This window comes from Streptomyces sp. NPDC087845 (assembly GCF_044742755.1).
Lineage (GTDB): Bacteria > Actinomycetota > Actinomycetes > Streptomycetales > Streptomycetaceae > Streptomyces.
The window spans coordinates 381,708-403,852 of record NZ_JBIUVC010000001.1 but is presented as its reverse complement, the minus strand read 5'-3'; the positions used below and the strand labels follow the sequence as shown (position 1 = coordinate 403,852).

Annotated in this window: 22 protein-coding genes; 8 read left to right on the top strand and 14 right to left on the bottom strand. The window is 72.6% G+C overall.

Annotation, left to right across the window (positions count from 1 at the left end; all coding sequences use genetic code 11):
• Positions 1 to 67 precede the first annotated feature (67 nt).
• Genes ACIOMQ_RS01820 through deoC form a run of 3 tightly spaced genes read right to left on the bottom strand, consistent with a single transcriptional unit; the run spans position 68 to position 3,379 of the window.
• On the bottom strand, positions 68 to 997 hold the full coding sequence (locus ACIOMQ_RS01820; RefSeq protein WP_362209759.1) for an aldehyde dehydrogenase family protein: 930 nt from the start codon (positions 995 to 997) through the stop codon (positions 68 to 70).
• The gene (locus ACIOMQ_RS01815) at positions 987 to 2,426 is read right to left on the bottom strand and encodes an aldehyde dehydrogenase family protein (RefSeq protein WP_362209757.1); all 1,440 of its coding nucleotides are present in this window, start codon (positions 2,424 to 2,426) and stop codon (positions 987 to 989) included. The genes ACIOMQ_RS01820 and ACIOMQ_RS01815 overlap by 11 nt, the downstream gene beginning before the upstream one ends.
• Before the next feature lie 5 nt (positions 2,427 to 2,431).
• Positions 2,432 to 3,379: a deoxyribose-phosphate aldolase gene (gene deoC / locus ACIOMQ_RS01810; RefSeq protein ID WP_362209867.1), complete on the bottom strand. Its 948-nt coding sequence runs from the start codon at positions 3,377 to 3,379 to the stop codon at positions 2,432 to 2,434.
• Between the two features lie 124 nt (positions 3,380 to 3,503).
• Here deoC and ACIOMQ_RS01805 point away from each other — a divergent pair, with 124 nt between their 5' ends.
• Complete coding sequence (locus ACIOMQ_RS01805; RefSeq protein WP_401943318.1) at positions 3,504 to 4,229, top strand: PH domain-containing protein; 726 nt, start codon at positions 3,504 to 3,506, stop codon at positions 4,227 to 4,229.
• 86 nt (positions 4,230 to 4,315) lie between these two features.
• On the opposite strand, the gene ACIOMQ_RS01800 is transcribed toward ACIOMQ_RS01805, so the two are convergent.
• Together ACIOMQ_RS01800 and ACIOMQ_RS01795 are read right to left on the bottom strand one after the other, a co-directional pair.
• Positions 4,316 to 5,362: an EamA family transporter gene (locus tag ACIOMQ_RS01800; protein WP_362209751.1), complete on the bottom strand. Its 1,047-nt coding sequence runs from the start codon at positions 5,360 to 5,362 to the stop codon at positions 4,316 to 4,318.
• On the bottom strand, positions 5,359 to 5,982 hold the full coding sequence (locus tag ACIOMQ_RS01795) for a TetR/AcrR family transcriptional regulator (protein ID WP_362209748.1): 624 nt from the start codon (positions 5,980 to 5,982) through the stop codon (positions 5,359 to 5,361). The genes ACIOMQ_RS01800 and ACIOMQ_RS01795 overlap by 4 nt, the downstream gene beginning before the upstream one ends.
• A gap of 80 nt (positions 5,983 to 6,062) precedes the next feature.
• Here ACIOMQ_RS01795 and ACIOMQ_RS01790 point away from each other — a divergent pair, with 80 nt between their 5' ends.
• The 3 genes from ACIOMQ_RS01790 (at position 6,063) to ACIOMQ_RS01780 (ending at position 8,186) form a co-directional block, all read left to right on the top strand.
• Entirely contained in the window at positions 6,063 to 6,296 is a 234-nt protein-coding gene (locus ACIOMQ_RS01790) for a hypothetical protein (protein ID WP_402187570.1), read from the top strand.
• A 78-nt stretch (positions 6,297 to 6,374) separates the two neighbouring features.
• Complete coding sequence (locus ACIOMQ_RS01785) at positions 6,375 to 7,322, top strand: sortase (RefSeq protein ID WP_401753452.1); 948 nt, start codon at positions 6,375 to 6,377, stop codon at positions 7,320 to 7,322.
• Between the two features lie 24 nt (positions 7,323 to 7,346).
• The gene (locus ACIOMQ_RS01780) at positions 7,347 to 8,186 is read left to right on the top strand and encodes a phosphate ABC transporter ATP-binding protein (protein WP_402187568.1); all 840 of its coding nucleotides are present in this window, start codon (positions 7,347 to 7,349) and stop codon (positions 8,184 to 8,186) included.
• A 345-nt stretch (positions 8,187 to 8,531) separates the two neighbouring features.
• On the opposite strand, the gene ACIOMQ_RS01775 is transcribed toward ACIOMQ_RS01780, so the two are convergent.
• The 3 genes from ACIOMQ_RS01775 to ACIOMQ_RS01765 form a co-directional block, all read right to left on the bottom strand.
• A complete protein-coding gene (locus ACIOMQ_RS01775) occupies positions 8,532 to 10,172 on the bottom strand; it encodes a phospho-sugar mutase (RefSeq protein WP_362209740.1) in 1,641 nt (546 codons plus the stop codon).
• Between the two features lie 160 nt (positions 10,173 to 10,332).
• On the bottom strand, positions 10,333 to 11,157 hold the full coding sequence (locus ACIOMQ_RS01770; protein WP_362209737.1) for a purine-nucleoside phosphorylase: 825 nt from the start codon (positions 11,155 to 11,157) through the stop codon (positions 10,333 to 10,335).
• Between the two features lie 101 nt (positions 11,158 to 11,258).
• Positions 11,259 to 11,696, bottom strand: a complete 438-nt coding sequence (locus ACIOMQ_RS01765) for a gamma-glutamylcyclotransferase (RefSeq protein WP_362209734.1) — start codon at positions 11,694 to 11,696, stop codon at positions 11,259 to 11,261.
• A 260-nt stretch (positions 11,697 to 11,956) separates the two neighbouring features.
• Between ACIOMQ_RS01765 and ACIOMQ_RS01760 the strand changes: the two genes are divergently transcribed.
• Together ACIOMQ_RS01760 and ACIOMQ_RS01755 are read left to right on the top strand one after the other, a co-directional pair.
• On the top strand, positions 11,957 to 13,396 hold the full coding sequence (locus ACIOMQ_RS01760; protein WP_362209731.1) for an NAD(P)H-quinone dehydrogenase: 1,440 nt from the start codon (positions 11,957 to 11,959) through the stop codon (positions 13,394 to 13,396).
• Between the two features lie 195 nt (positions 13,397 to 13,591).
• Positions 13,592 to 14,569 (top strand): DeoR/GlpR family DNA-binding transcription regulator, encoded by a 978-nt coding sequence (locus ACIOMQ_RS01755; RefSeq protein WP_362209728.1) that lies wholly within the window; start codon positions 13,592 to 13,594, stop codon positions 14,567 to 14,569.
• A gap of 144 nt (positions 14,570 to 14,713) precedes the next feature.
• Here the strand turns inward: ACIOMQ_RS01755 and ACIOMQ_RS01750 are convergent, their stop codons facing one another.
• Positions 14,714 to 15,313, bottom strand: coding sequence for a TetR/AcrR family transcriptional regulator (locus ACIOMQ_RS01750; protein ID WP_402187566.1), 600 nt, complete (start codon positions 15,311 to 15,313; stop codon positions 14,714 to 14,716).
• A gap of 172 nt (positions 15,314 to 15,485) precedes the next feature.
• Entirely contained in the window at positions 15,486 to 17,240 is a 1,755-nt protein-coding gene (locus ACIOMQ_RS01745; protein WP_362206852.1) for a biotin carboxylase N-terminal domain-containing protein, read from the bottom strand.
• A 410-nt stretch (positions 17,241 to 17,650) separates the two neighbouring features.
• On the opposite strand from ACIOMQ_RS01745, the gene ACIOMQ_RS01740 reads away from it, so the two are divergent.
• Positions 17,651 to 18,118, top strand: a complete 468-nt coding sequence (locus tag ACIOMQ_RS01740; protein WP_362206853.1) for a hypothetical protein — start codon at positions 17,651 to 17,653, stop codon at positions 18,116 to 18,118.
• Between the two features lie 77 nt (positions 18,119 to 18,195).
• Here ACIOMQ_RS01740 and ACIOMQ_RS01735 read toward each other — a convergent pair whose 3' ends face one another.
• The 4 genes from ACIOMQ_RS01735 to ACIOMQ_RS01720 all read right to left on the bottom strand — a co-directional run bounded on the left by ACIOMQ_RS01735 (position 18,196) and on the right by ACIOMQ_RS01720 (position 21,060).
• Positions 18,196 to 18,807: a nucleoside triphosphate pyrophosphatase gene (locus ACIOMQ_RS01735; RefSeq protein ID WP_362206854.1), complete on the bottom strand. Its 612-nt coding sequence runs from the start codon at positions 18,805 to 18,807 to the stop codon at positions 18,196 to 18,198.
• Between the two features lie 162 nt (positions 18,808 to 18,969).
• Positions 18,970 to 19,098: a morphogenic membrane protein MmpB gene (mmpB, locus tag ACIOMQ_RS01730; RefSeq protein WP_018519111.1), complete on the bottom strand. Its 129-nt coding sequence runs from the start codon at positions 19,096 to 19,098 to the stop codon at positions 18,970 to 18,972.
• 157 nt (positions 19,099 to 19,255) lie between these two features.
• Complete coding sequence (locus tag ACIOMQ_RS01725) at positions 19,256 to 19,462, bottom strand: acyl-CoA carboxylase epsilon subunit (protein ID WP_402187563.1); 207 nt, start codon at positions 19,460 to 19,462, stop codon at positions 19,256 to 19,258.
• 14 nt (positions 19,463 to 19,476) lie between these two features.
• The gene (locus tag ACIOMQ_RS01720; protein WP_362206856.1) at positions 19,477 to 21,060 is read right to left on the bottom strand and encodes an acyl-CoA carboxylase subunit beta; all 1,584 of its coding nucleotides are present in this window, start codon (positions 21,058 to 21,060) and stop codon (positions 19,477 to 19,479) included.
• A gap of 156 nt (positions 21,061 to 21,216) precedes the next feature.
• Between ACIOMQ_RS01720 and ACIOMQ_RS01715 the strand changes: the two genes are divergently transcribed.
• Positions 21,217 to 22,083, top strand: coding sequence for a biotin--[acetyl-CoA-carboxylase] ligase (locus ACIOMQ_RS01715; protein WP_362206857.1), 867 nt, complete (start codon positions 21,217 to 21,219; stop codon positions 22,081 to 22,083).
• Positions 22,084 to 22,145 lie beyond the last annotated feature (62 nt).

Genomic DNA, 22,145 nt, shown 5'->3' with positions numbered 1-22,145 from the left:
ACGGCCCGCTCCACCGGGAATCCGGAGGAGCGGGCCGTCTCCGTGCGGGCCGGTGTGCCCGCGCGGATCAGTACGAGGACCCGGACACGCCCAGTGCGCCCGTCGGGTGCCAGACCGTCTTCGTCTCCAGGAAGGCCGTCAGGCGGTGGGTGCCCGGATCGGCCGTCCAGTCGGAGGAGTTGTCCTCCTCGGCAGGCCGCCGCCGCAGGACCCGCTTCAGGTTGTCCGCCGCCGCGATCTCCAGCTCCTTCGCAAGCGCGGCGTCCGCCCCCGTGAGGTCGATGGCGTTCACGTCCTGGTGGGACGCGAGCGGCGCCGCGATCTCCGCCGTCCTCCCGGACAGGATGTTCACCACACCGCCCGGCAGGTCGGAGGTGGCCAGCACCTCGCCCAGGGACAGGGCCGGCAGCGGGGAGTCCGCCGAGGCCACGACGACCGCCGTGTTGCCGGTCGCGATCACCGGGGCGATCACCGAGACCAGCCCCAGGAACGACGACTCCTGGGGCGCCAGGACCGCGACCACACCGGTCGGTTCGGGCGTGGACAGGTTGAAGAACGGGCCCGCGACCGGGTTCGCCCCGCCCACGACCTGGCCGATCTTGTCGGTCCAGCCCGCGTACCAGACCCAGCGGTCGATCGCCGCGTCGACGGCGGCCGCCGCCTTGGACTTCGACAGGCCCTCCGCGTCCGCCACCTCCCGGACGAACTGGTCCTTGCGGCCCTCCAGCATCTCCGCGACGCGGTAGAGGATCTGGCCGCGGTTGTACGCGGTGGCGCCCGACCAGCCGCCGAACGCCTTGCGCGCGGCCACGACCGCGTCACGTGCGTCCTTGCGGGAGGACTGGGGGGCGTTCGCCAGCCACTTGCCCTTGCCCGCCGCGCCGGCGGCTGATGTCTTTGCCGTCACCTCGTACACCCGGCCGCTCTCGGAGCGGGGGAACTTGCCCCCGACGTACAGCTTGTAGGTCTTGAAGACGCTCAGACGGTTATCGGACATCGAGGTACGCCTCCAGGCCGTGACGGCCGCCTTCGCGGCCGAAGCCCGACTCCTTGTAGCCGCCGAAGGGCGAGGTCGGGTCGAACTTGTTGAACGTGTTGGCCCAGACGACGCCCGCCCGGAGCTTGTTCGCCACCGCGAGGATGCGGGAGCCCTTCTCCGTCCAGATGCCGGCCGAGAGGCCGTACTGGCTGTTGTTGGCCTTGGCGACCGCCTCGTCGGGCGTGCGGAACGACAGCACGGAGAGCACCGGGCCGAAGATCTCGTCGCGGGCGATGGTGTGCGCCTGGGTGACGTTGGTGAACAGCGTCGGGGCGAACCAGTAGCCGGACGAGGGGAGCTCGCAGGGGGCGGACCAGCGTTCGGCGCCCTCCGCCTCGCCCGTCTCGGCGAGCGCGGTGATCCGGGCGAGCTGCTCCGCGGAGTTGATCGCGCCGATGTCGGTGTTCTTGTCCAGCGGGTCGCCGAGCCGGAGGGTGGACAGCCGGCGCTTCAGGGCGTCCAGCAGCTCGTCCTGGATCGACTCCTGCACGAGCAGGCGCGAGCCCGCGCAGCAGACCTGGCCCTGGTTGAAGAAGATGCCGGTGACGATGCCCTCGACGGCCTGGTCGACCGGGGCGTCGTCGAAGACGATGTTGGCGCCCTTGCCGCCCAGTTCCAGGGTGGCCTTCTTGTCCGTACCGGCGATCTGCCGGGCGATGGCCTTGCCGACCGCGGTCGAGCCGGTGAAGGCGATCTTGTCGACGTCCTCGTGCTCGACGAGGGCGGCGCCCGCGTCCCCGTAGCCGGTGAGGATGTTGACGACCCCCTTCGGCAGGCCCGCCTGGCGGCAGATGTCTGCGAAGAACAGCGCGGAGAGCGGGGTCGTCTCGGCGGGCTTGAGGACCACCGTGTTGCCGGTGGCGAGCGCCGGGGCGATCTTCCAGGCCAGCATGAGCAGCGGGAAGTTCCACGGGATGATCTGGCCCGCGACGCCGAGGGGGCGGGGGTTCGCGCCGTACCCGGCGTGGTCCAGCTTGTCGGCCCAGCCCGCGTAGTAGAAGAAGTGCGCCGCGACCAGGGGGAGGTCCGCGTCGCGCGTCTCCTTGATCGGCTTGCCGTTGTCGAGGGTTTCGAGAACGGCGAGCTCGCGGCTGCGCTCCTGGATGATCCGGGCGATCCGGAAGAGGTACTTGGCGCGCTCGGAGCCGGGCAGCGCCGACCACTTCTCGAACGCCTTCCGGGCCGCCTTCACGGCCCGGTCGACGTCCGCGGCGCCGGCCTGCGCGACCTCGGAGAGCACCTCCTCGCTGCTCGGCGAGACCGTCTTGAAGACCTTGCCGTCGGCCGCGTCGGTGAACTCGCCGTCGATGAACAGGCCGTACGAGGGCGCGATGTCGACGACCGAGCGCGACTCGGGGGCGGGTGCGTACTCGAATGCAGATGCCATGGGGATCAGTCCACCGTCACGTAATCGGGGCCGGAGTAACGGCCGGTGCTGAGCTTCTGGCGCTGCATCAGCAGATCGTTCAGCAGGCTGGAGGCGCCGAAGCGGAACCAGTGGTTGTCCAGCCAGTCCTCGCCCGCGGTCTCGTTCACCAGCACCAGGAACTTGATCGCGTCCTTGGAGGTGCGGATGCCGCCGGCCGGCTTCACCCCGATCTGCACACCGGTCTGCGCCCGGAAGTCGCGCACGGCCTCCAGCATCAGCAGGGTGTTCGCCGGGGTGGCGTTCGTCCCGACCTTGCCGGTCGACGTCTTGATGAAGTCCGCGCCCGCCAGCATCCCGAGCCAGGAGGCGCGGCGGATGTTGTCGTACGTGGACAGCTCGCCGGTCTCGAAGATGACCTTCAGCCGCGCGCTGCCGCACTCGGCCTTCACGGCCAGGATCTCCTCGTACACCTTCAGGTAGCGGCCGGAGAGGAAGGCGCCCCGGTCGATCACCATGTCGATCTCGTCGGCCCCGGCCGCCACGGCGTCGCGGACATCCGCGAGCTTGACGTCGAGCGCGGCGCGGCCGGCGGGGAAGGCCGTCGCCACGGACGCCACCTTCACACCGGAACCGGCCAGCGCGGCGACGGCGGTCGCCGCCATGTCCGGGTAGACACAGACCGCCGCGGTGTGCGGGGTCGTGCGGTCGGTCGGGTCGGGATGGACGGCCTTGGCGGCGAGAGCCCGGACCTTGCCCGGGGTGTCCGCGCCTTCCAGCGTCGTCAGGTCGATCATCGAGATGGCCAGGTCGATGGCGTACGCCTTGGCCGTCGTCTTGATCGAGCGGGTTCCGAGGGACGCGGCGCGCGCTTCGAGGCCGACGGCGTCGACGCCGGGCAGCCCGTGCAGGAAGCGGCGCAGCGCACTGTCGGACGCGGTCGCGTCGGAGAATGCGGGAGCTGTGGTGGGCATGGTCACCAGATGAGCATATCTACGCGCGTAGCGACCTGTACAGGGGGCCGGGTCCTCCGAGCGTCGCGCAGTACCGGGGCGGCCGCCCCGGTACTCCTGGCGTACGTCAGGCAGAATCGGGCCCATGACAAGCCCCACACCGCCCGCCGAGCCGACCTACGCCGACCGGACCTTCCGGTCGCCCGCCGGGATCGTCGGGGGTGTCCTGCTGCTTCTCCTCGTCTGCTGGATCGGCGGGGACGCCGTGTTCCGGGGCCACGGCCGGGTGCCCTGGCTCGCACTGGCCGGGCTGCTGACCGTGGTGCCGCTGGTCGTGGCGTTCACGCTGCGGCCCGTCGTGTACGCCAATGAGCAGCGCATCCGGATCCGCAACCCGTTCCGGACGATCACCATGCCGTGGACCGAGGTGGTGGACCTGCGGGCCGGGTATTCGAGCGAACTGTTCACCGAGAGCGGCGCCAAGTTCCAGCTGTGGGCAGTACCGGTGTCGCTGCGGCAGCGGAAGAAGGCGGCCCGCCAGCAGTCCCGGCAGTCGCTGGACGACCCGTACGGCCGGACCTCCGTGCACGCCGACGTCCGCGACAGCAGGTCCCGCATGGCGACGGCCGACCAGACCATGGCGGACCTGCGGGAGCTGGTGGAGCGGGCGAAGACGGGGGCGTCCTCGAAGGCTTCCGCGTCCTCGAAGGCCTCGGCGTCCTCGAAGGCCTCGGCGTCTTCGAAGGCTTCCGCGGCTTCGGTGGATTCGGCGTCTTCGGAGGCCTCGGTTTCGGTGCGCTGGGCGTACGAGGTGATCGCACCGGCGGTGGTGGGCGCGGTGCTGCTGGTGGTGCTGCTCGCGATCGGCTGAGGCCGGGGCTGAGGCCGGGCGGGCCCCTCCGGGGCGAGAAACCCGCCGCTCGTCACCCCGGCCGCCCGCGCCGGCCGTTCGCGCCGCTACGCGTTCCTGGCCGGCAGTGTTTCGGAGCGGTCGCACCGCGCCCGGCGGATCCGGCGCCCGGCAGCCTCGGGTCCGGGCTCACCGGGCGCGGTCCCGGCCTCCTGCGGCACGGTGGGAGGGCGCCGGCGCCGGGAGGGAACGGTCAGCACGCCGAGGCAGGCGATGACGAGCACGATGCCGGTCCAGCCGAGGGCGGGCAGGTGCTCGCCCACCACCAGGACCGCGAACACGGCCGCCACGGCGGGCTCCAGCAGGGACAGGGTCGTCGCGGTGCTGACGGGGATGCGGGACAGGCCGAACCCGAACAGGACGTACCCGGTGAACATCGGCACCAGCGCCATGTAGAGGCCGACACCCGCGTTCGTCCAGGAGGTGAGCAGCGGGGCGCCGGTGGCCACCAGCACCGGTACGAGCATCAGCCCGCCCAGCCCGAACACCGCTCCCATGGCCGCGCGCGAGGTGATGCCGCGCGTGATGAGGCGGTGCGCCGCCCACGCGTACACGGCGTACGTCACTCCCGCGACCAGCCCGAGTCCGACGCCGGTGACGGTCTGCCCGGCGGAGCCCGTGCCCGTTTTGGAACCGGCCTGCGCGGCCTCGGCCGCACACAGCAGCACGGTGCCGGCCAGCCCCAGGGCGGCACCGGCCGTCCACCGCCGGGACAGACGCCGCCGGTCGGCGATCCGCTCGATCAGGGCGGATGCCAGCGGGGCCGAGCCGATGGAGACGACCGTCCCCACCGCGACACCGGCCAGATGCATCGAGGTGTAGAACGCCAGCGGGTACAGGGCCACGCCCGCTCCGCCGACGAGCACGATCCGCCACTGCGCCCTCAGTTCCGTGCGGAACCGCGCGATGCGGCGCCCGGCCATCAGCGCCTGCAAGAGGCCGCCCAGCCCCATCGCCGCCGCGCCGATCGCGAGCGGCCCGACCTGCGGCGCGAAGGTCGCCGCCGTACCCGTGGTGCCCCAGAGCACCGAGGCCAGCAACACGGCGAGCGCGCCCGCCCCCGGCCCGGCGGCGCGCCCGGCCTGCCGCGTCACAGGCCGTCCACCAGGCGCGCCGCCATGTCGCGCGCGTGCCGCATGCGTACGCCGTCTCCTTCGAGGCCCGCGCGCACGATGGCTCCTTCCAGCAGGAACGCCAGGTGCTCCGCCACGGCTCGGGCCTCCTCCTCGCGGTCGGGCAGCAGTTCCCGGAGATGGGCGGCGAGCAGGCTCTCGACCTCCTCCTTGTGGCGGCGCACCACCGCTCGGCCCTCGTGCCCGCTGGGCAGCTCGGCGGCCGCGTTGAGCAGCCCGCAGCCCCGGAAGCCGTGCTCGTAGGCGAGACCGGCGTGGTCGGCGTAGGCGTCGAAGACGGCCAGCACGGCCGCCCGCGGTCCCTGTGCCTCGGCCAGGCGCCGCCGGTAGAGGCCGAGCCACTCCTCGTGCCGGGCCTGGAGGTAGGCGCGGACGAGGTCGGCCTTGGAGGCGAAGTTGTTGTAGAGGCTCATCTTCGCCACACCGGCCTCGGCCGTGATCGTGTCGATCCCCGTCGCCGCCACGCCGTCGGCATAGAACCGCCGCGCCGCGGCATCGAGGATCCGCCCCCGCGCGGGCCCCTGCCGCCGCTTCCCCGGCTCCTTCCCCCGCTGCTTTTCGGTGGCCCTCGCGTCCGTCATGGCTGCCCCTCTCCGTTACTAGGTAGACCAGTCTACCTAGTGTGCGCGGCCGCACCTGTGCCCGCACCCGAGCGCGGCGCGTGCCTGCCCGCCGGAGGGCGGATTCTGCCGGGTCGGCGAACCCGGCGCGGGGTGCGGCCGACCGGACGGCCACCGGCGGGGGCGGCGGACCGGGCGGCGGCGACACCGCCACGGGCCCGCTCGCCTCGACCGGCACCAGCGCCCTCGCGCTCGGCGCGGCCGCCCTCGCGCTCTGCGGGCTCGGTACCGCGTTCGTGACGCACGCCCGCCGCAGGGGCCTGCTGCGGTTCTGACGTACGGGGGCGGGGGCCGCGGCCCCCGCCTTCCCCGTGCCTCGTATCCCCTCCCGCCCCGACAGGAGCGCATCCGACGTGACGACCGTGCTGACTCCGCCCCCACCGGCGACACCCGCCCCGGCTCCCGCGCCGCCCCGGCCGGAACGCGCCGGCGAGCCCCGGCCGCCCGCCCGCCCCGGTCTCGCCCTGGCCGGAGCGGCGCTGTGCGTGCTCGCGGCCGTACTCCTCGGCTTCGCCGCCAACCTCACGGTCGTCGGACACCTCCAGCACGCCCGCGACCAGCAGACCGCCTACGACGAACTCCGCCGCCAACTCGCCCTCGGTACCGCCCCCGTCGGCCAGCGCACCTTCGACGACAAGCCCGTCCCCCCGGGCGCGCCCGTCGCCCTCCTGCGCATACCCGCCCTCGGCCTGCGCGAGGTCGTCGGCGAAGGCACCACCTCCGGCGTCCTGATGTCCGGACCGGGCCACCGCCGCGACACCCCGTTGCCCGGCCAGGCCGGTACCAGCGTGATCATGGGGCGCCAGTGGGGATACGGCAGCCCCTTCCACGCCCTGTCCGGACTCCGGGCCGGTGCGGAGATCGACGTGACGACCGGCCAGGGCAGGGCCGTGTACGAGGTCCTGGGGGTCCGCCGCTCGGGCGACAGGCTTCCCGCCCCCGCCGGGACCCGGGGCCGGCTGACCCTCGTGACCGCGTCCGGCGGCCCGTACACCCCCGAGGGTGTGCTGTACGTCGACGCCGGACTCACCACCCCCGTCCAGCCCAGCCCGCCCCGCTACGTCCGGCCCGGCTGGATCGGCCCCGCCGAGCAGGCGCTCGGCCAGGAGAGCGGGGAGGGCGACGCCTGGCTCGCCGTCTTCCTCCGGTCGCAGGCCCTGCTCGCCGCCGCACTCCTCACGGTCTGGCTGCACCGGGTCTGGGGGAAGTGGCAGACCTGGATCACCGCCGGCCCCGTCCTGGCCGCACTCGGCCTCGCGGTCGCCGGAGCCGCCACCCGCCTCCTCCCGAACCTGCTCTGAGAAAACAGGAGTTGAAACGTCCCGATGACCGAGACCATCCCGCTGCCCGGCGCCGCGCGGAACCGGCCGCGCACCGCCACCGCTGTCTCCCCGGCCACCCTCGAAGCCGAAGCGGTCTCCGCATGGTTCGGCGACCACAAGGTCCTGGACCGGGTCTCCCTGCGCATGCCGGCCCTGGAGGTCACCGCCCTCATCGGCCCGTCCGGCTGCGGCAAGTCGACCTTCCTGCGCATCCTCAACCGGATGCACGAACTGGTGGGCTCCGCCTCGCTGGCCGGCCGGGTGCTGCTCGACGGCGACGACATCTACGACCGCGGCCGCCGCATCACCCGCGCCCGCCGCGAGATCGGCATGGTCTTCCAGAAGCCCAACCCGTTCCCCGCCATGTCCCTGTACGACAACGTCCTCGCGGGCCTGAAACTCAACGGCATCAAGGCGGCCAGGGACGGCAGGGACGACCTCGTCGAGGAATGCCTGACCAAGGCGGGGCTGTGGCGCGAGGTCAAGGACCGGCTCCGCCAGCCCGGCGGCGCGCTCTCCGGCGGACAGCAGCAACGTCTGTGCACAGCCCGGTCGTTGGCGGTGCGCCCCCGAGTGCTCCTGATGGACGAACCCTGCTCCGCGCTCGACCCGACCTCCACCCGCCGGATCGAGGAGACCATCGCCGACCTCAAGGAGGAGGTCACCATCGTCATCGTCACGCACAACATGCAGCAGGCGGCGCGCGTCTCCGACCACTGCGCGTTCTTCCTCGCCGAACAGGGCACGCCGGGCGTCGTCGTCGAACACGGCCCGACCGACGGCATGTTCCACTCCCCGCGGGACACCCGGACCGCCGACTACGTGAACGGCCGCTTCGGCTGACCCCCCGCGGGCCCGCCGTGCTCGTGCTTTGGCTGCCGCTCGCCCTGCTGACCGGGTGCGGCGCGGGCCCGGCGGCCCGGGAGCTCCCCGTGGCCGCACGGGCGGCGGAGCCCGTGCCGTCACGGCCGCGGCGCCGCCGCGGTCCCGGCCGACGGAACCCGTGCGGGCGGGACCGGCCGCGGTTCCGCAGGCCCGGACCTCCCCGCCCGTACGGACGGCGGCCCCGAACCCCCGGCCCCCGGCCGTGCCGGGGCCGGACACCGGCTTCACGTACCTGATGCGCGAATGCCGCGCGGACCGGCGGACGGCCACGCATCGGGCCGAACCGCCGGGCGGGCCCCGCCGTCAGATCCCGGCCGCCGCCGCCAGGTCCCGCTTGATCCCGGCGAGCAGTTCCGCACCCCGCGTACGGGCCGCCGGCAGCTCGGCCGCCGAGGCGACCGGCACCACGACCTCCAGGTAGCACTTGAGCTTCGGCTCGGTGCCGCTCGGGCGGACGATCACCCGGGCACCCCGAAGGTGGTAGCGCAGCCCGTCGGTGGGCGGCAGCTGCGCGGAGCCCCGTGAGAGGTCCTCGGCCGAGGTGACGGGAAGTCCGGCGAGCGCGGTCGGGGGCTGCTCGCGCAGCCGGCGCATGGCGTCCGCGATGACCGACAGGTCCTCCACCCGGACCGACAACTGGTCGGTGGCGTGCAGTCCGTGGTCGACCGCGAGGTCGTCGAGGAGGTCCAGGAGCGTACGCCCCCGCTCCTTGAGCCCGGAGGCGAGTTCGGCGACGAGCAGCGCGGCCGTGATGCCGTCCTTGTCGCGTACGCCGTCCGGGTCGACGCAGTAACCGAGCGCCTCCTCGTATCCGTACCGCAGGCCGTCCACGCGGGCGATCCACTTGAAGCCGGTCAGCGTCTCCTCGTAGCCGAGGCCCGCCTTGCCGGCGATCCGGCCGAGCAGCGAGGACGACACGATCGACTCGGCGAAGACACCGGTCGCGCCCCGGTCCACCAGATGGGCGGCGAGCAGCGCCCCGACCTCGTCGCCGCGCAGCATCCGCCAGCCGCCTTCGGCCAGGGGGTCCGGGACGGCGACGGCGCAGCGGTCGGCGTCCGGGTCGTTGGCGATGACGAGGTCGCAGTCCGTACCGCGTGCGGTGGCGAAGGCGAGATCCATCGCGCCGGGCTCTTCCGGATTGGGGAAGGCGACGGTCGGGAACGCCGGGTCGGGCTCCGCCTGCTCGGCTACGAGCACGGGGGCGGGGAACCCGGCGCGGGCGAAGGCGGCGGTGAGCACGGACGTACCGACGCCGTGCATCGCCGTGTACACGACCCGGGCGGTGCGCGGCGATCCGGTGGCGAGCACGGCGTCCGTACGGGCCAGGTAGGCCGCCAGGACCTCGTCGCCGAGGACCTCCCAGCCATCGTCGGGGCGGGGCACGCCGTCGAGCGGGCCGACCGCGGCGATCGCGGCGGCGATCTCGTCGTCCGCCGGGGGGACGATCTGCGAGCCGTCGCCGAGGTAGACCTTGTAGCCGTTGTCGCGGGGCGGATTGTGGCTGGCGGTCACCTCGATGCCCGCGACGGCGCCCAGGTGCCGGATGGCGTACGCCAGCACGGGGGTGGGCAGCGGGCGGGGGAGCACGGCCGCGCGCAGGCCCGCGCCGGTCATCACGGCGGCGGTGTCGCGGGCGAAGTCGGCGGACTTGTAGCGGGCGTCGTAGCCGATGACGACGAGCCCGCCGGTTCGGCCCTCGGCCTTGAGATGGGCGGCGAGGCCGGCCGCGGCGCGGATGACGACGGCGCGGTTCATCCGCATCGGCCCGGCCCCCAGCTCACCGCGGAGCCCGGCCGTGCCGAACTGCAGCGTGCCGGCGAACCGCGCGGCCAGCTCGTCGAGGTCCTCGGCGTCGATGAGCGCCGCGAGCTCGTCACGGGTCTCGGGGTCGGGGTCCTCCGCGAGCCACGTCCTGGCCTGCGCGATCAGCTCCTGCTGCACGGTGTCCGCCTTTCTGCGGGGTGGGGTGGGTTGCGGGGGCCGCTGCCCCCGGGCCCCCGCTCCTCGATCGCCGGCGGGCCTGATCCCGGGCGGGTGCGGCGTGCGAGCCGGCCTCACCGGCGTTCGGGGCGCGGGGTTCGGGGCGGAGCCCCGGTTCGGCTCAGATCCGCTCAAGCACCCGCGCGAGCAGCGCGCCCATCCGCGTGGCGGAGTCCCGCCCGGCCTGGAGCACCTCTTCGTGGTTCAGCGGCTCTCCGCTCAGCCCCGCCGCCAGGTTCGTGACCAGCGAGATGCCGAGCACCTCGGCGCCGGCCTCCCGTGCGGCGATCGCCTCCAGCACGGTGGACATGCCGACCAGGTCGCCGCCCATGACCCGGACCATGCCGATCTCGGCCGGCGTCTCGTAGTGCGGGCCGGGGAACTGCACGTACACGCCCTCTTCGAGGGTGTCGTCGACCTCCTTGCACAGCGCGCGCAGCCGCGGCGAGTACAGATCGGTCAGGTCGACGAAGTTGGCGCCGACGATGGGGGACGCCGCGGTCAGGTTGATGTGGTCGCTGATCAGGACCGGCTGCCCGGGACGCATGCCCTCGCGCAGGCCGCCGCAGCCGTTCGTCAGCACGACGGTCTTGCAGCCCGCGGCGACGGCGGTGCGGACCCCGTGCGCGACCGCGGCGACGCCCCGGCCCTCGTAGAAGTGGGTGCGGCCGAGGAAGACCAGGGCACGCTTCGCACCGATCCGGTACGAGCGGATCGTGCCGCCGTGCCCCTGCACGGCGGGCGCCGGGAAACCGGGCAGGTCGGTCACCGGGAACTCGGCCTCCGGCGTGCCGAGCGCATCGCCCGCGGGCGCCCAGCCCGAACCCATCACGAGCGCGACGTCGTGGGTCTCGGCACCGGTCAGCTCGCGCAGGCGGGCGGCGGCGTCGGCGGCGGCGGCGTGCGGGTCGCCCTGGATGTTGTCCGGAATAACTGATGCGTTCACGCGGATGAGGGTAGCCGGTGATTCCCTACGCGCGTAGATGCCCTTGCGCAGAGACTGCACACGCTTCTTCGTACATTCACACAAAAGCGCTGGTCGGCCGGTCAGCAGGGGCGCTTGCGCAGTTCCATCACATAGTCGTGCGGCGCGCCCGCGGACTCCGCGGCGTCCGCGATCTCGCCCAGGTAGCGGGCGGACGGCAGCCCGCCCTCGTACCCGTTCAGCACATACATCCAGGCCGGCTCCTCGCCGTCCAGGGTGTGCACCCGGACCCGCATCCGCCGGTAGATGTCCAGGCCGATGCCCTCCCACCGGTCCATGGAGTCCTCGTCCATCGGCGCGATGTCGTAGAGCGCCACGAAGACCTGGGAACGGGGGGCCTCCACCACCGTGGCGAGCGCGCCTTCCCAGCCCATCTGCTCCCCGCCGAAGGTCAGCCGCCAGTCGTTGAGCCAGCCGGTGCCACGCAGGGGGGAATGCGGTGCGCGGCGCGTCATCAGCCGCGCGTCGAGGTTGCCGGCGTACGCGGCGTAGAGCGACATGTGATCGAGGGTACGGGAGGTGGTGGCCGGAACGTCGATTCCTGTGAGGAAGACCCCGTACGGGGTTCCGCTCCCGTCCGGGAACCCGGCCCCGCGGCCCCGTCCCGTACGCCCCGGTGCCCGTATGGAGGGCCCCGGGGCGAAGCACCTTGGCGCGTGCGGGACAATGAAGTACGTACTGCATTCCCCGGGGCGGCCCCCCGGACCCCCGGCCGGGGCAGCAGACGGCCGCGGGATGACACACGCGAGGCGGACTTTTCGTGACCCGGATCGTGATCATCGGCGGCGGACCCGGCGGGTACGAGGCGGCATTGGTGGGCGCCCAGCTCGGCGCGGAGGTGACCGTCGTCGACTGCGACGGCCTCGGCGGCGCGTCCGTGCTCACCGACTGCGTGCCCTCGAAGACCCTGATCGCGACGGCAGAGGTGATGACCACCTTCGACTCCTCGTACGAGGAGCTGGGCATCATCGTCGCCGACGACACGCCGCACATCGAGCAGGCGGCCCGGGTCGTCGGCGTCGACCTCGGCAAGGTCAACCGGCGTGTGAAGCGCCTGGCGCTCGCCCAGTCCCACGACATCACCGCCTCCGTCACCCGCGCCGGCGCACGCGTGATGCGCGGCCGCGGCCGCCTCGACGGCCTCCAGGCCGCCGACGGCTCCCGCACGGTCGTCGTGACCGCCGCCGACGGCACGGAGGAGAGGCTCACCGCCGACGCCGTGCTGATCGCGACCGGCGGTCACCCCCGGGAGATCCCGGACGCGCTCCCCGACGGCGAGCGCATCCTGAACTGGACCCAGGTCTACGACCTCGACGAGCTCCCCGAGGAGCTCATCGTGGTCGGCTCCGGTGTCACGGGCGCCGAGTTCGCGGGCGCCTACCAGGCGCTCGGCTCGCGCGTCACCCTCGTCTCGTCCCGCGACCGGGTGCTGCCGGGCGAGGACCCGGACGCGGCCGCCGTGCTGGAGGACGTCTTCCGCCGCCGCGGGATGAACGTCATGGCCCGCTCCCGCGCCCAGGCGGCGAAGCGCGTCGGCGACCGGGTCGAGGTCACCCTGGCCGACGGCCGGGTCATCACCGGTTCGCACTGCCTGATGGCGGTCGGCGCGATCCCGAACAGCGCGGGCATGGGGCTGGAGGAGGCCGGTGTCCGGCTCAAGGAGTCCGGCCACATCTGGACCGACAAGGTCTCCCGCACCAGCGCCCCCGGCGTGTACGCGGCCGGTGACGTCACCGGGGTCTTCGCCCTCGCCTCGGTCGCCGCCATGCAGGGCCGCATCGCGATGTACCACTTCCTCGGGGACGCGGTGGCCCCGCTGAACCTGAAGACGGTCTCGTCGAACGTCTTCACCGACCCCGAGATCGCCACCGTCGGCTACACCCAGGCCGACGTCGACGCCGGCAAGATCGACGCCCGGGCGGTCAAGCTGCCGCTGCTGCGCAACCCGCGCGCCAAGATGCAGGGCATACGCGACGGCTTCGTCAAGATCTTCTGCCGGCCCGGCACCGGCATCGTGGTCGGCGGCTGTGTCGTCGCGCCGCGGGCGAGCGAACTCATCCATCCGATCTCGATCGCCGTCGACAACAATCTGACGGTGGAACAGATAGCAAACGCCTTCACCGTGTACCCGTCCCTGTCGGGATCGATCGCGGAAGTGGCCCGCCAGTTGCACACCCGTAAGAGCGCGGGCGAGGCGTAAGCACCTCGGGGGACCCGGCGATACCCGGCGATCCCCGTCAACTTGCGGCGGTCGGGCGGTCGTCCGGCCGCCGTCCGGTCAGTACGGGACAACAACGGGGCCGCCTATACCACTTGGCGGCCCCGTGTATGTACAACTTCTGGTATTCGGTGCAAACCGCTGAAAACGCTCGGACATCACGTTACTGTCAGTTTCGTGTTCGCTGCAGAACGTCGTCAGTTGATCCTCGAAATGGTGCGTGCCAACGGGGCGGTATCGCTCCGTGAGCTCGCCCGCGTCGTCCAGACCTCCGAAGTGACCGTACGGCGGGACGTGCGGGCGCTGGAGGCAGAAGGACTCCTCGACCGCCGGCACGGCGGTGCGGTCTTGCCGGGCGGTTTTACGCGGGAGTCCGGCTTTCCGCAGAAATCCCATCTCGCCACCGCGGAGAAGACGGCCATCGCCGACCTGGCCGCCGGCCTCGTCGAAGAGGGCGAGGCCATCGTCGTCGGCGCCGGTACGACCACGCAGGAGCTGGCCCGCCGGCTCGCGCGGGTCCCCGGCCTGACCGTCGTCACCAACTCGCTGCTGGTCGCCCAGGCGTTGGCCCATGCCAACCGGGTGGAGGTGGTGATGACCGGCGGCACCCTGCGCGGCTCCAACTACGCCCTGGTGGGCAGCGGCGCCGAACAGTCCCTCCAAGGGCTGCGGGTGTCGCGCGCGTTCCTCTCCGGGAGCGGCCTCACCGCGGAACGCGGCCTCTCCACGTCCAACATGCTCTCGGCGAGCGTCGACCGGGCCCTGGTGCAGGCCGCGGCGGAGGTGGTGGTCCTGGCGGACCACACCAAGCTCGGCTCCGACACCATGTTCCAGACGGTGCCGACGGATCTGATCACCCGCCTGGTGACGGACGAGCCGCCCGGTCACGACGAGCGCGCCGCCACCGAACTGCAGGCCCTGGCGGACCAGGGGGTGCAGATCGCGGTGGCCGGCGCGGGCAGTGGCCCCGCACCGGCCGAAGCCCTTCCACCGGGCCGCCAGCCCCGCCGCGACATGCCGCTCCCCGGCCAGCGCCGGACGCGTGGCGGCCCCGGGGGCCCGGGGGCGCAGCAACTCCGAAGCGCGGCGGCGCTGGCGGAACAGGGCCAGGGGCCGGGGGACCGGGCGAGGGTGGCGGACCTGCGGCGCCGGTAGGGGTGGGTGCACCCCGGCGAAGCCGGACCCACCGGCGATCGGAGGCGCGGGGTCCGGGGCGGGGCCCCGGTTGTGGGAAGGGGCGGGCAGGGGAACGGTTCCCCGCGCAGCGACCCCGCACCGCCCACGGCCGGCCGCGCCCGCTCAACCGCTCCCTGCCGCGGTCCTCTTCAGCCCCTGCAAGGTCAGCGTCAGCAGCCGGCCAGCCAACTCCGGGTCGTCCGGCGCCTGCTCCGCGGCCAGCGCGATCGCGTTCGTCAGCTGCATCAGGTCGTCGATGGACACGTCCGCCCGCACCGCACCGCTCTCCTGTGCCCGCGTCAGCAGGGCCGCCCCCGCCTCGCGCAGCGGCACATTGCACGGCGAGAGTGCGGACGTCTCGTCCCGTGACGTCGACATGAGCGCCTGGGCGAGCCCGCGATATTCACCCGCGTGGCTGATGAGGGCGCCCAGCCACTCCACCAGGCCCGCACACGGCTGCTCCGCCCCCGCCAGCTTGTGGGCACGGGAGATCAGCGAGGTCAGGGCTTCCTGGAAGACGGCGTTCATCAGCGCGTGCCGACTGGGGAAGTGCCGGTACAGCGTGCCGATCCCGACGCCCGCGCGGCGCGCGATGTCTTCGAGGGACGCGTCGGTGCCGTGGTCCGCGAACGCGGTACGGGCCTCGCTCAGCAGCCGGTCGTAATTGCGCCGCGCGTCGGCGCGCATGGGCCGGGCCGGCGTCTGTGCCGTGCTCATCGCCATTGCGCAGTCCTCCCTCTTTTCCGCCCCAGGGTCCAGGATGCCATCGCGGATCCGAAGGGGTGACGTCCGCCGAGGGGTGACGCACGACGGGCCCCCGCGGGCTCGGAGCCGTACGGCTCCGAGCCCGCGGGGGCCCGGTGGAACAACGGGTGCCGCTCGATCGGCCGCCCGGTCAGTCCTTGATCTCGCAGATCACGGCGCCGGAGGAGACCGAGCTGCCGACCTCGGCGGCCAGTCCCTTGATGGTGCCGGCGCGGTGCGCGTTCAGCGGCTGCTCCATCTTCATGGCCTCCAGGACGACGACGAGGTCGCCCTCCTGGACCTGCTGGCCCTCCTCGACGGCGATCTTGACGATGGTGCCCTGCATCGGGGACGCCAGGGTGTCGCCGGAGACCGCGGAGCCGGACTTCTTCGCCGCGCGGCGCTTGGGCTTGGCGCCCGCCGCGAGACCGGTACGGGCCAGGCTCATGCCCAGCGACGAGGGCAGCGAGACCTCGAGCCGCTTGCCGCCGACCTCGACGACCACGGTCTCGCGACCGGCCTCCTCCTCCGCCTCCACGTCGGCGGCGGCGGTGAAGGGCTTGATGTCGTTGACGAACTCGGTCTCGATCCACCGGGTGTGGATCCGGAACGGGTCACTGGTGAACGCCGGGTCGGCGACGACCGCGCGGTGGAACGGAATGGCGGTGGCCATGCCCTCGACGTTGAACTCGGCCAGTGCGCGCGCCGCCCGCTGCAGCGCCTGCTCACGGGTCGCGCCGGTCACGACGAGCTTCGCCAGCAGCGAGTCCCAGGCGGGGCCGATGACGGAACCGGACTCCACGCCCGCGTCGAGGCGGACGCCGGGGCCGGTCGGCGGGGCGAAGACGGTCACCGTGCCGGGAGCCGGCAGGAAGCCGCGGCCCGGGTCCTCGCCGTTGATCCGGAACTCGAAGGAGTGTCCGCGTACGGCCGGGTCGTCGTAGCCGAGCTCCTCGCCGTCGGCGATGCGGAACATCTCGCGTACGAGGTCGAGGCCGGTGACCTCCTCGGTGACCGGGTGCTCGACCTGGAGGCGGGTGTTGACCTCCAGGAAGGAGATGGTGCCGTCCGTGCCGACGAGGAACTCCACGGTGCCCGCACCGACGTATCCGGCCTCCTTGAGGATGGCCTTCGACGCCGCGTACAGCTCGGCGTTCTGCGCCTCGGAGAGGAACGGCGCGGGGGCCTCCTCGACCAGCTTCTGGTGGCGGCGCTGGAGCGAGCAGTCACGGGTGGAGACGACGACGACGTTGCCGTGGGTGTCGGCCAGGCACTGCGTCTCGACGTGGCGCGGCTTGTCGAGGTAGCGCTCCACGAAGCACTCGCCCCGGCCGAACGCCGCCACGGCCTCACGGACCGCGGAGTCGTACAGCTCCGGGATCTCCTCCAGCGTGCGCGCCACCTTCAGTCCGCGACCGCCGCCACCGAAGGCGGCCTTGATCGCGATCGGCAGCCCGTGCTGCTCGGCGAACGCCACGACCTCGGCTGAGCCCTCGACCGGGTCGGGCGTGCCGGCCACCAGCGGGGCACCGGCGCGCTGCGCGATGTGCCGGGCGGCGACCTTGTCACCGAGGTCCCGGATCGCCTGCGGCGGCGGGCCGATCCATGTCAGACCCGCGTCGATGACGGCCTGGGCGAATTCGGCGTTCTCCGACAGGAAGCCGTATCCCGGGTGGATCGCGTCCGCCCCGGAGTCCTTGGCAGCCTGGAGCACCTTGGCCATGTCCAGATAGCTGGCGGCCGGGGTGTCACCGCCCAGAGCGAATGCCTCGTCGGCCGCACGCACATGCAGAGCGTCGCGGTCCGGGTCGGCGTAGACGGCCACGCTCCCGATCCCGGCATCCCGGCATGCCCGAGCAACGCGGACAGCAATTTCGCCACGGTTGGCGATGAGCACCTTGCGCACGATGGCTCCCTCCTTGAAACAAGCTGAGTTTAGGGACTACCGACACGGCCCTACGACCCGTCCCCAATGGTGAGCTTGCCCACACGGAGTGTGATTCGAGGCTTGCTCAAGTCGCGAAATCCCTTGTGGCACCACGGTACGCCGGGTTTCATGACCGCACAGTAGCCACAAGGTGTGGTCCAGGTCTCTGTTCACGCAAGCAGCTACGCCCGGCGTTTCTTTGTCGAGTCCCCACTAACGGGCGAACGATTCTTTGCCCGACGCACGAGAGCCGCCACAAGGGGGCGCAGAGGAAGCGCACGGACGCGCGCGGGTGGTGCGGGGCGGAAGTGAAGGCCGGCCGCACCCTTGTCCCGCGCGTTACCCATGAGTAGGGTCCCCGCTGTCGCACGTACTGCAGGTAACAGGGGGTGAGCACCGTGGTGCGCAGACCGGTGGCGTTCGTGGCCGCGATCGTGCTGTTCGTGGAAGCCGTGGGCATCGTGTTCATCAATGCCGTCCTGGCGACGGTCGTCAAGAACCAGGACATGTCACTGGCCGGGCTGGACCCCGCCGCCATCTCCCACGGCACTTGGGTGATGGGCGGTGTCTTCGGCCTGTACCTGCTGCTGTGCGGACTGGTCCTCCTGCTGACCGGCATCCGCGACCGGACCCCCGGCCGTATCGGCCGCATCGCCCTCATCGCCTGCGCCGTGGTGCACGGGGTGCTGGGTGCGCTGACGGTCGGTCTGGTCGGCTGGGCCGCGTTCGGGTCCATGATGGTGGTGCTCGGGCTGATCGTGCTGACGCTGGTGGCGTACGGCCCCGGCCCCGAGGCCGGGCCCGGTGCCGACCGGCCCGCGGGCGACGCCGAGCCGAGCGCGCCGGCCACGACCTGACCCGGACGGTGTACAGGGCCCGAACCCGGTCGGCCCGGCCCGGCCCGAGGGCGGTCCGGCCGGGACACCGGTCCGGCTCAGGCCCAGAGCTCGGTGACGGAGATCCCCAGCTCGCCCAGCAGCCGGCGCAGCAGCGGCAGCGAGAGCCCGATGACATTGCCGTGGTCGCCCTCGATGGAGTCGACGAACGGCGCCGAGCGGCCGTCCAGGGTGAAGGCGCCCGCAACGTGGAGCGGCTCGCCCGAGGCCACGTAGGCGGCGATCTCCGCGTCCGTCGGTTCGCCGAAGCGGACGGTCGTGGAGGCGGTCGCCGAGGCCGTGCGCCCGGTCGCGGTGTCGATCACGCTGTGGCCGGTCCGCAGTACCCCGGCGCGGCCGCGCATGGACTTCCAGCGGGCGGTGGCCTCCTCGTCGTCGGCCGGCTTGCCGAGCGCCTCGCCGTCGAGTTCGAGCACCGAGTCGCACCCGATGACCAGGGCGCCCGCCGCCTCCGGCCGGCCGGCCACCGCGGCGGCCTTGGCCTGGGCGAGAACGAGGGCCAGTCCGGCCGGCGTCGGGGCGTCGAGCGCGTCCTCGTCCACCCCGCTGACGATCACCTCGGGCGCGAACCCGGCCTGCCGCAGAAGACCGAGGCGGGCGGGGGAGGCGGAGGCGAGCACGAGACGGCGCTGATCAGTCATACGCGCCATCGTAGAAGCAGACGGGCGGCGGCCGGCCCGCCGGGCGGCAACCCGGCCGTCCGGCGTTCGAGGACCGGGGTCCGGGAGGTTCGGGACCAGAGGCCGGGACCGGGGTCCGGGAGGTTCGGGATCAGGGACCAGGGGCCGGGCGGAGCCCGGTGACGGTGCCCCTCACCGCGTCCCGAGCACGAGCATCGCGACCACCATCGCGAGCGCAAGCACCAGCCCCGCGCGACGCATCATGTCCTGGGCGTCGCGCAGTTCCTTCGGCGGCTTGTTCTCGGGGTCGGACCACAGCATGGGACCGATCCTGCTGCGGTCGCGTATGCCGCGCCTGAGTACGGGTACTCAGGCGCCCTGGTGCGTACGGACCAGAATCGCGCCCGGACGCACCGGAGGTCCGGGTCCCGTACGGACCCGGACCTCCGGAAACACGTGCGAACGGGTGCGGCCGCGACTATCCGGGCCAGTACGTGCGCGCCCAGGCCCGCGGCCCCGGCAGACGGCGCCCGCGCCGGGCAAGGCGTCCCGGGTCGGACCACTGGCCGGGCAGCGCCGGCGCGCCGGACGACACCTCGGACGTCGCCGCCGCGCGGGCCCGGACCACCGCCAGTGCGGCGGCGAGCTCCTCAGGGGTCGGGTTGCCCCGTACGACCTTGATCATGGCCAGGACCCTTTCTAGAGGGGGATGTTGCCGTGCTTCTTCGGGGGCAGCGACTCCCGCTTCGTACGCAGCTGGCGCAGCCCCTTCACGATGTGGGCGCGGGTGTCGGACGGCATGATCACCGCGTCCACGTAGCCGCGCTCGGCCGCCACGTACGGGTTGAGCAGCGTGTCCTCGTAGTCGGCGATCAGCTCGGCGCGGGTGGCGTCCTGATCCTCGGCGGCGGCGATGGTGCGGCGGTGCAGGATGTTCACCGCACCCTGCGCGCCCATGACGGCGATCTGCGCGGTCGGCCAGGCGACGTTGATGTCGGCGCCCAGGTGCTTGGAGCCCATGACGTCGTACGCGCCGCCGAAGGCCTTGCGGGTGATCACCGTGATCAGCGGGACGGTGGCCTCCGCGTAGGCGTAGATCAGCTTGGCGCCGCGGCGGATGATGCCGCCGTACTCCTGGTCGACGCCGGGCAGGAAGCCGGGGACGTCGACGAAGGTCAGCACGGGCACGTTGAACGCGTCGCAGGTGCGGACGAACCGCGCCGCCTTCTCGCTCGCGTTGATGTCCAGGCAGCCCGCGAACTGCATCGGCTGGTTGGCGACGACGCCGACCGGATAGCCCTCCACACGCCCGAAGCCGGTGAGGATGTTCGGCGCGAACAGGGCCTGGGTCTCCAGGAACTCGCCGTCGTCCAGCACGTGCTCGATGGCGGTGTGCATGTCGTACGGCTGGTTCGCCGAGTCCGGGATGAGGGTGTCGAGCTCGCGGTCCTCGTCGGTGGTGGTGAGGTCCGCCTCCTCCGGGAACGCCGGTGCCTCGGAGAGGTTGTTCGACGGGAGATACGACAGCAGCGACTTGACGTACTCGATGGCGTCCTTCTCGTCGCCCGCCATGTGATGCGCCACGCCGGAGGTGGTGTTGTGGGTGCGGGCGCCGCCGAGCTGCTCGAAGCCGACGTCCTCGCCGGTGACGGTCTTGATGACGTCGGGGCCGGTGATGAACATGTGCGAGGTCTGGTCGACCATGACGGTGAAGTCGGTGATCGCGGGGGAGTAGACCGCGCCACCCGCGCACGGTCCGACGATCAGCGAGATCTGCGGGACGACGCCCGAGGCGTGCACATTGCGGCGGAAGATCTCGGCGAACAGGCCGAGCGCGGCGACGCCTTCCTGGATGCGGGCACCGCCGCCGTCGTTGATGCCGATGACCGGGCAGCCGGTCTTCAGCGCGAAGTCCATCACCTTGACGATTTTCTCACCGTAGACCTCGCCGAGCGAGCCGCCGAAGATGGTGAAGTCCTGCGAGTAGACGCAGACGGGGCGGCCGTCGACCGTGCCGTATCCGGTGACGACGCCGTCCCCGTACGGGCGGTTCTTCTCGATGCCGAAGTTGGTGGAGCGGTGCCGGGCGAATTCGTCGAGCTCCACGAAGGAGCCCTGGTCGAGCAGGAGGTCGATCCGCTCGCGGGCGGTCAACTTGCCCTTCGCGTGCTGCTTCTCGACCGCGCGTGCGGAGCCTGCGTGCGTCGCTTCGTCGATTCGGCGCTGCAGGTCCGCGATCTTGCCCGCGGTGGTGTGGATGTCGATCTCTTCCGGCTCGGACATCGGGTGGCGGCTCCCTGCCTGGTCACGGGGGACGACTGTGCTGCTGATCAGCTGCTGAACCACCACTGATCAGGTACTGGACACCTACTGACCCGTAGCGTATCGGCGTGGATACGGTTCGGCAGTGCGTCGTTTACCACACCTAGTCTGGCTTGCATGACACCTTCGGATGCGCCTCACAGCCGCTGGTCGGACCTGGACCGGCCGCCCCTGAACGTCCCCGCGCTGCGCCGCGGGCTGCTGCGGCCGGGCGGGCTGTGGACCGCGCTCGACGTCGTGGAGACCACCGGGTCCACCAACTCCGATCTCGCGCGGCGGGCGGCGCAGGGGCTCGCCGAGGGCGCCGTGCTGATCGCCGAGGAGCAGACCGCCGGCCGCGGCCGGCTGGACCGCACCTGGACGGCTCCGGCCCGTTCGGGCCTCTTCTTCTCCGTCCTCCTGAAGCCGGGCGGCGTCCCGGTCGGGCGGTGGGGCTGGCTGCCGCTGCTCGCCGGCGTCGCGACGGCCACCGGCCTGGCGCGCGCCGCGGGCGTCGACACGGCCCTGAAGTGGCCCAACGACCTCCTCGTGACAGTGGAGAGCGAGGAGCGGAAGGCGGGCGGCATCCTGGCCGAGCGCGCCGGGGACGGCGTCGTCGTGGGCATCGGCCTCAACGTCTCCCTGCGCGCCGGGGAACTCCCGGCCCCCACGGCCGGTTCGCTGGCCCTGGCCGGGGCGGTCTCCACCGACCGGGAGACGCTGCTGCGGGGCGTACTGCGTTCGCTGGAGCACTGGTACGGCCAGTGGCGCGCCGCGGACGGCGACGCGGCGGCGAGCGGCCTGCAGGAGGCGTACGCGGCGGGCTGCGCGACGCTGGGCCGGACGGTACGGGCCCAGCTGCCCGGCGGCCGCACACTCATCGGCGAGGCCGTGGCGGTCGACGGCGACGGCCGGCTGGTCCTGTCCACCGACGACGGCCTTCAGGAACCCGTTTCGGCGGGCGACATCGTGCACCTGCGGGGGATCGGGGGCGGCCTGACCTGAGGGCGCGGAAGCGGCCGCCACGGCGCGCCCGGCCACCCCTGCCGCCGCCCGGACGCGGGCCC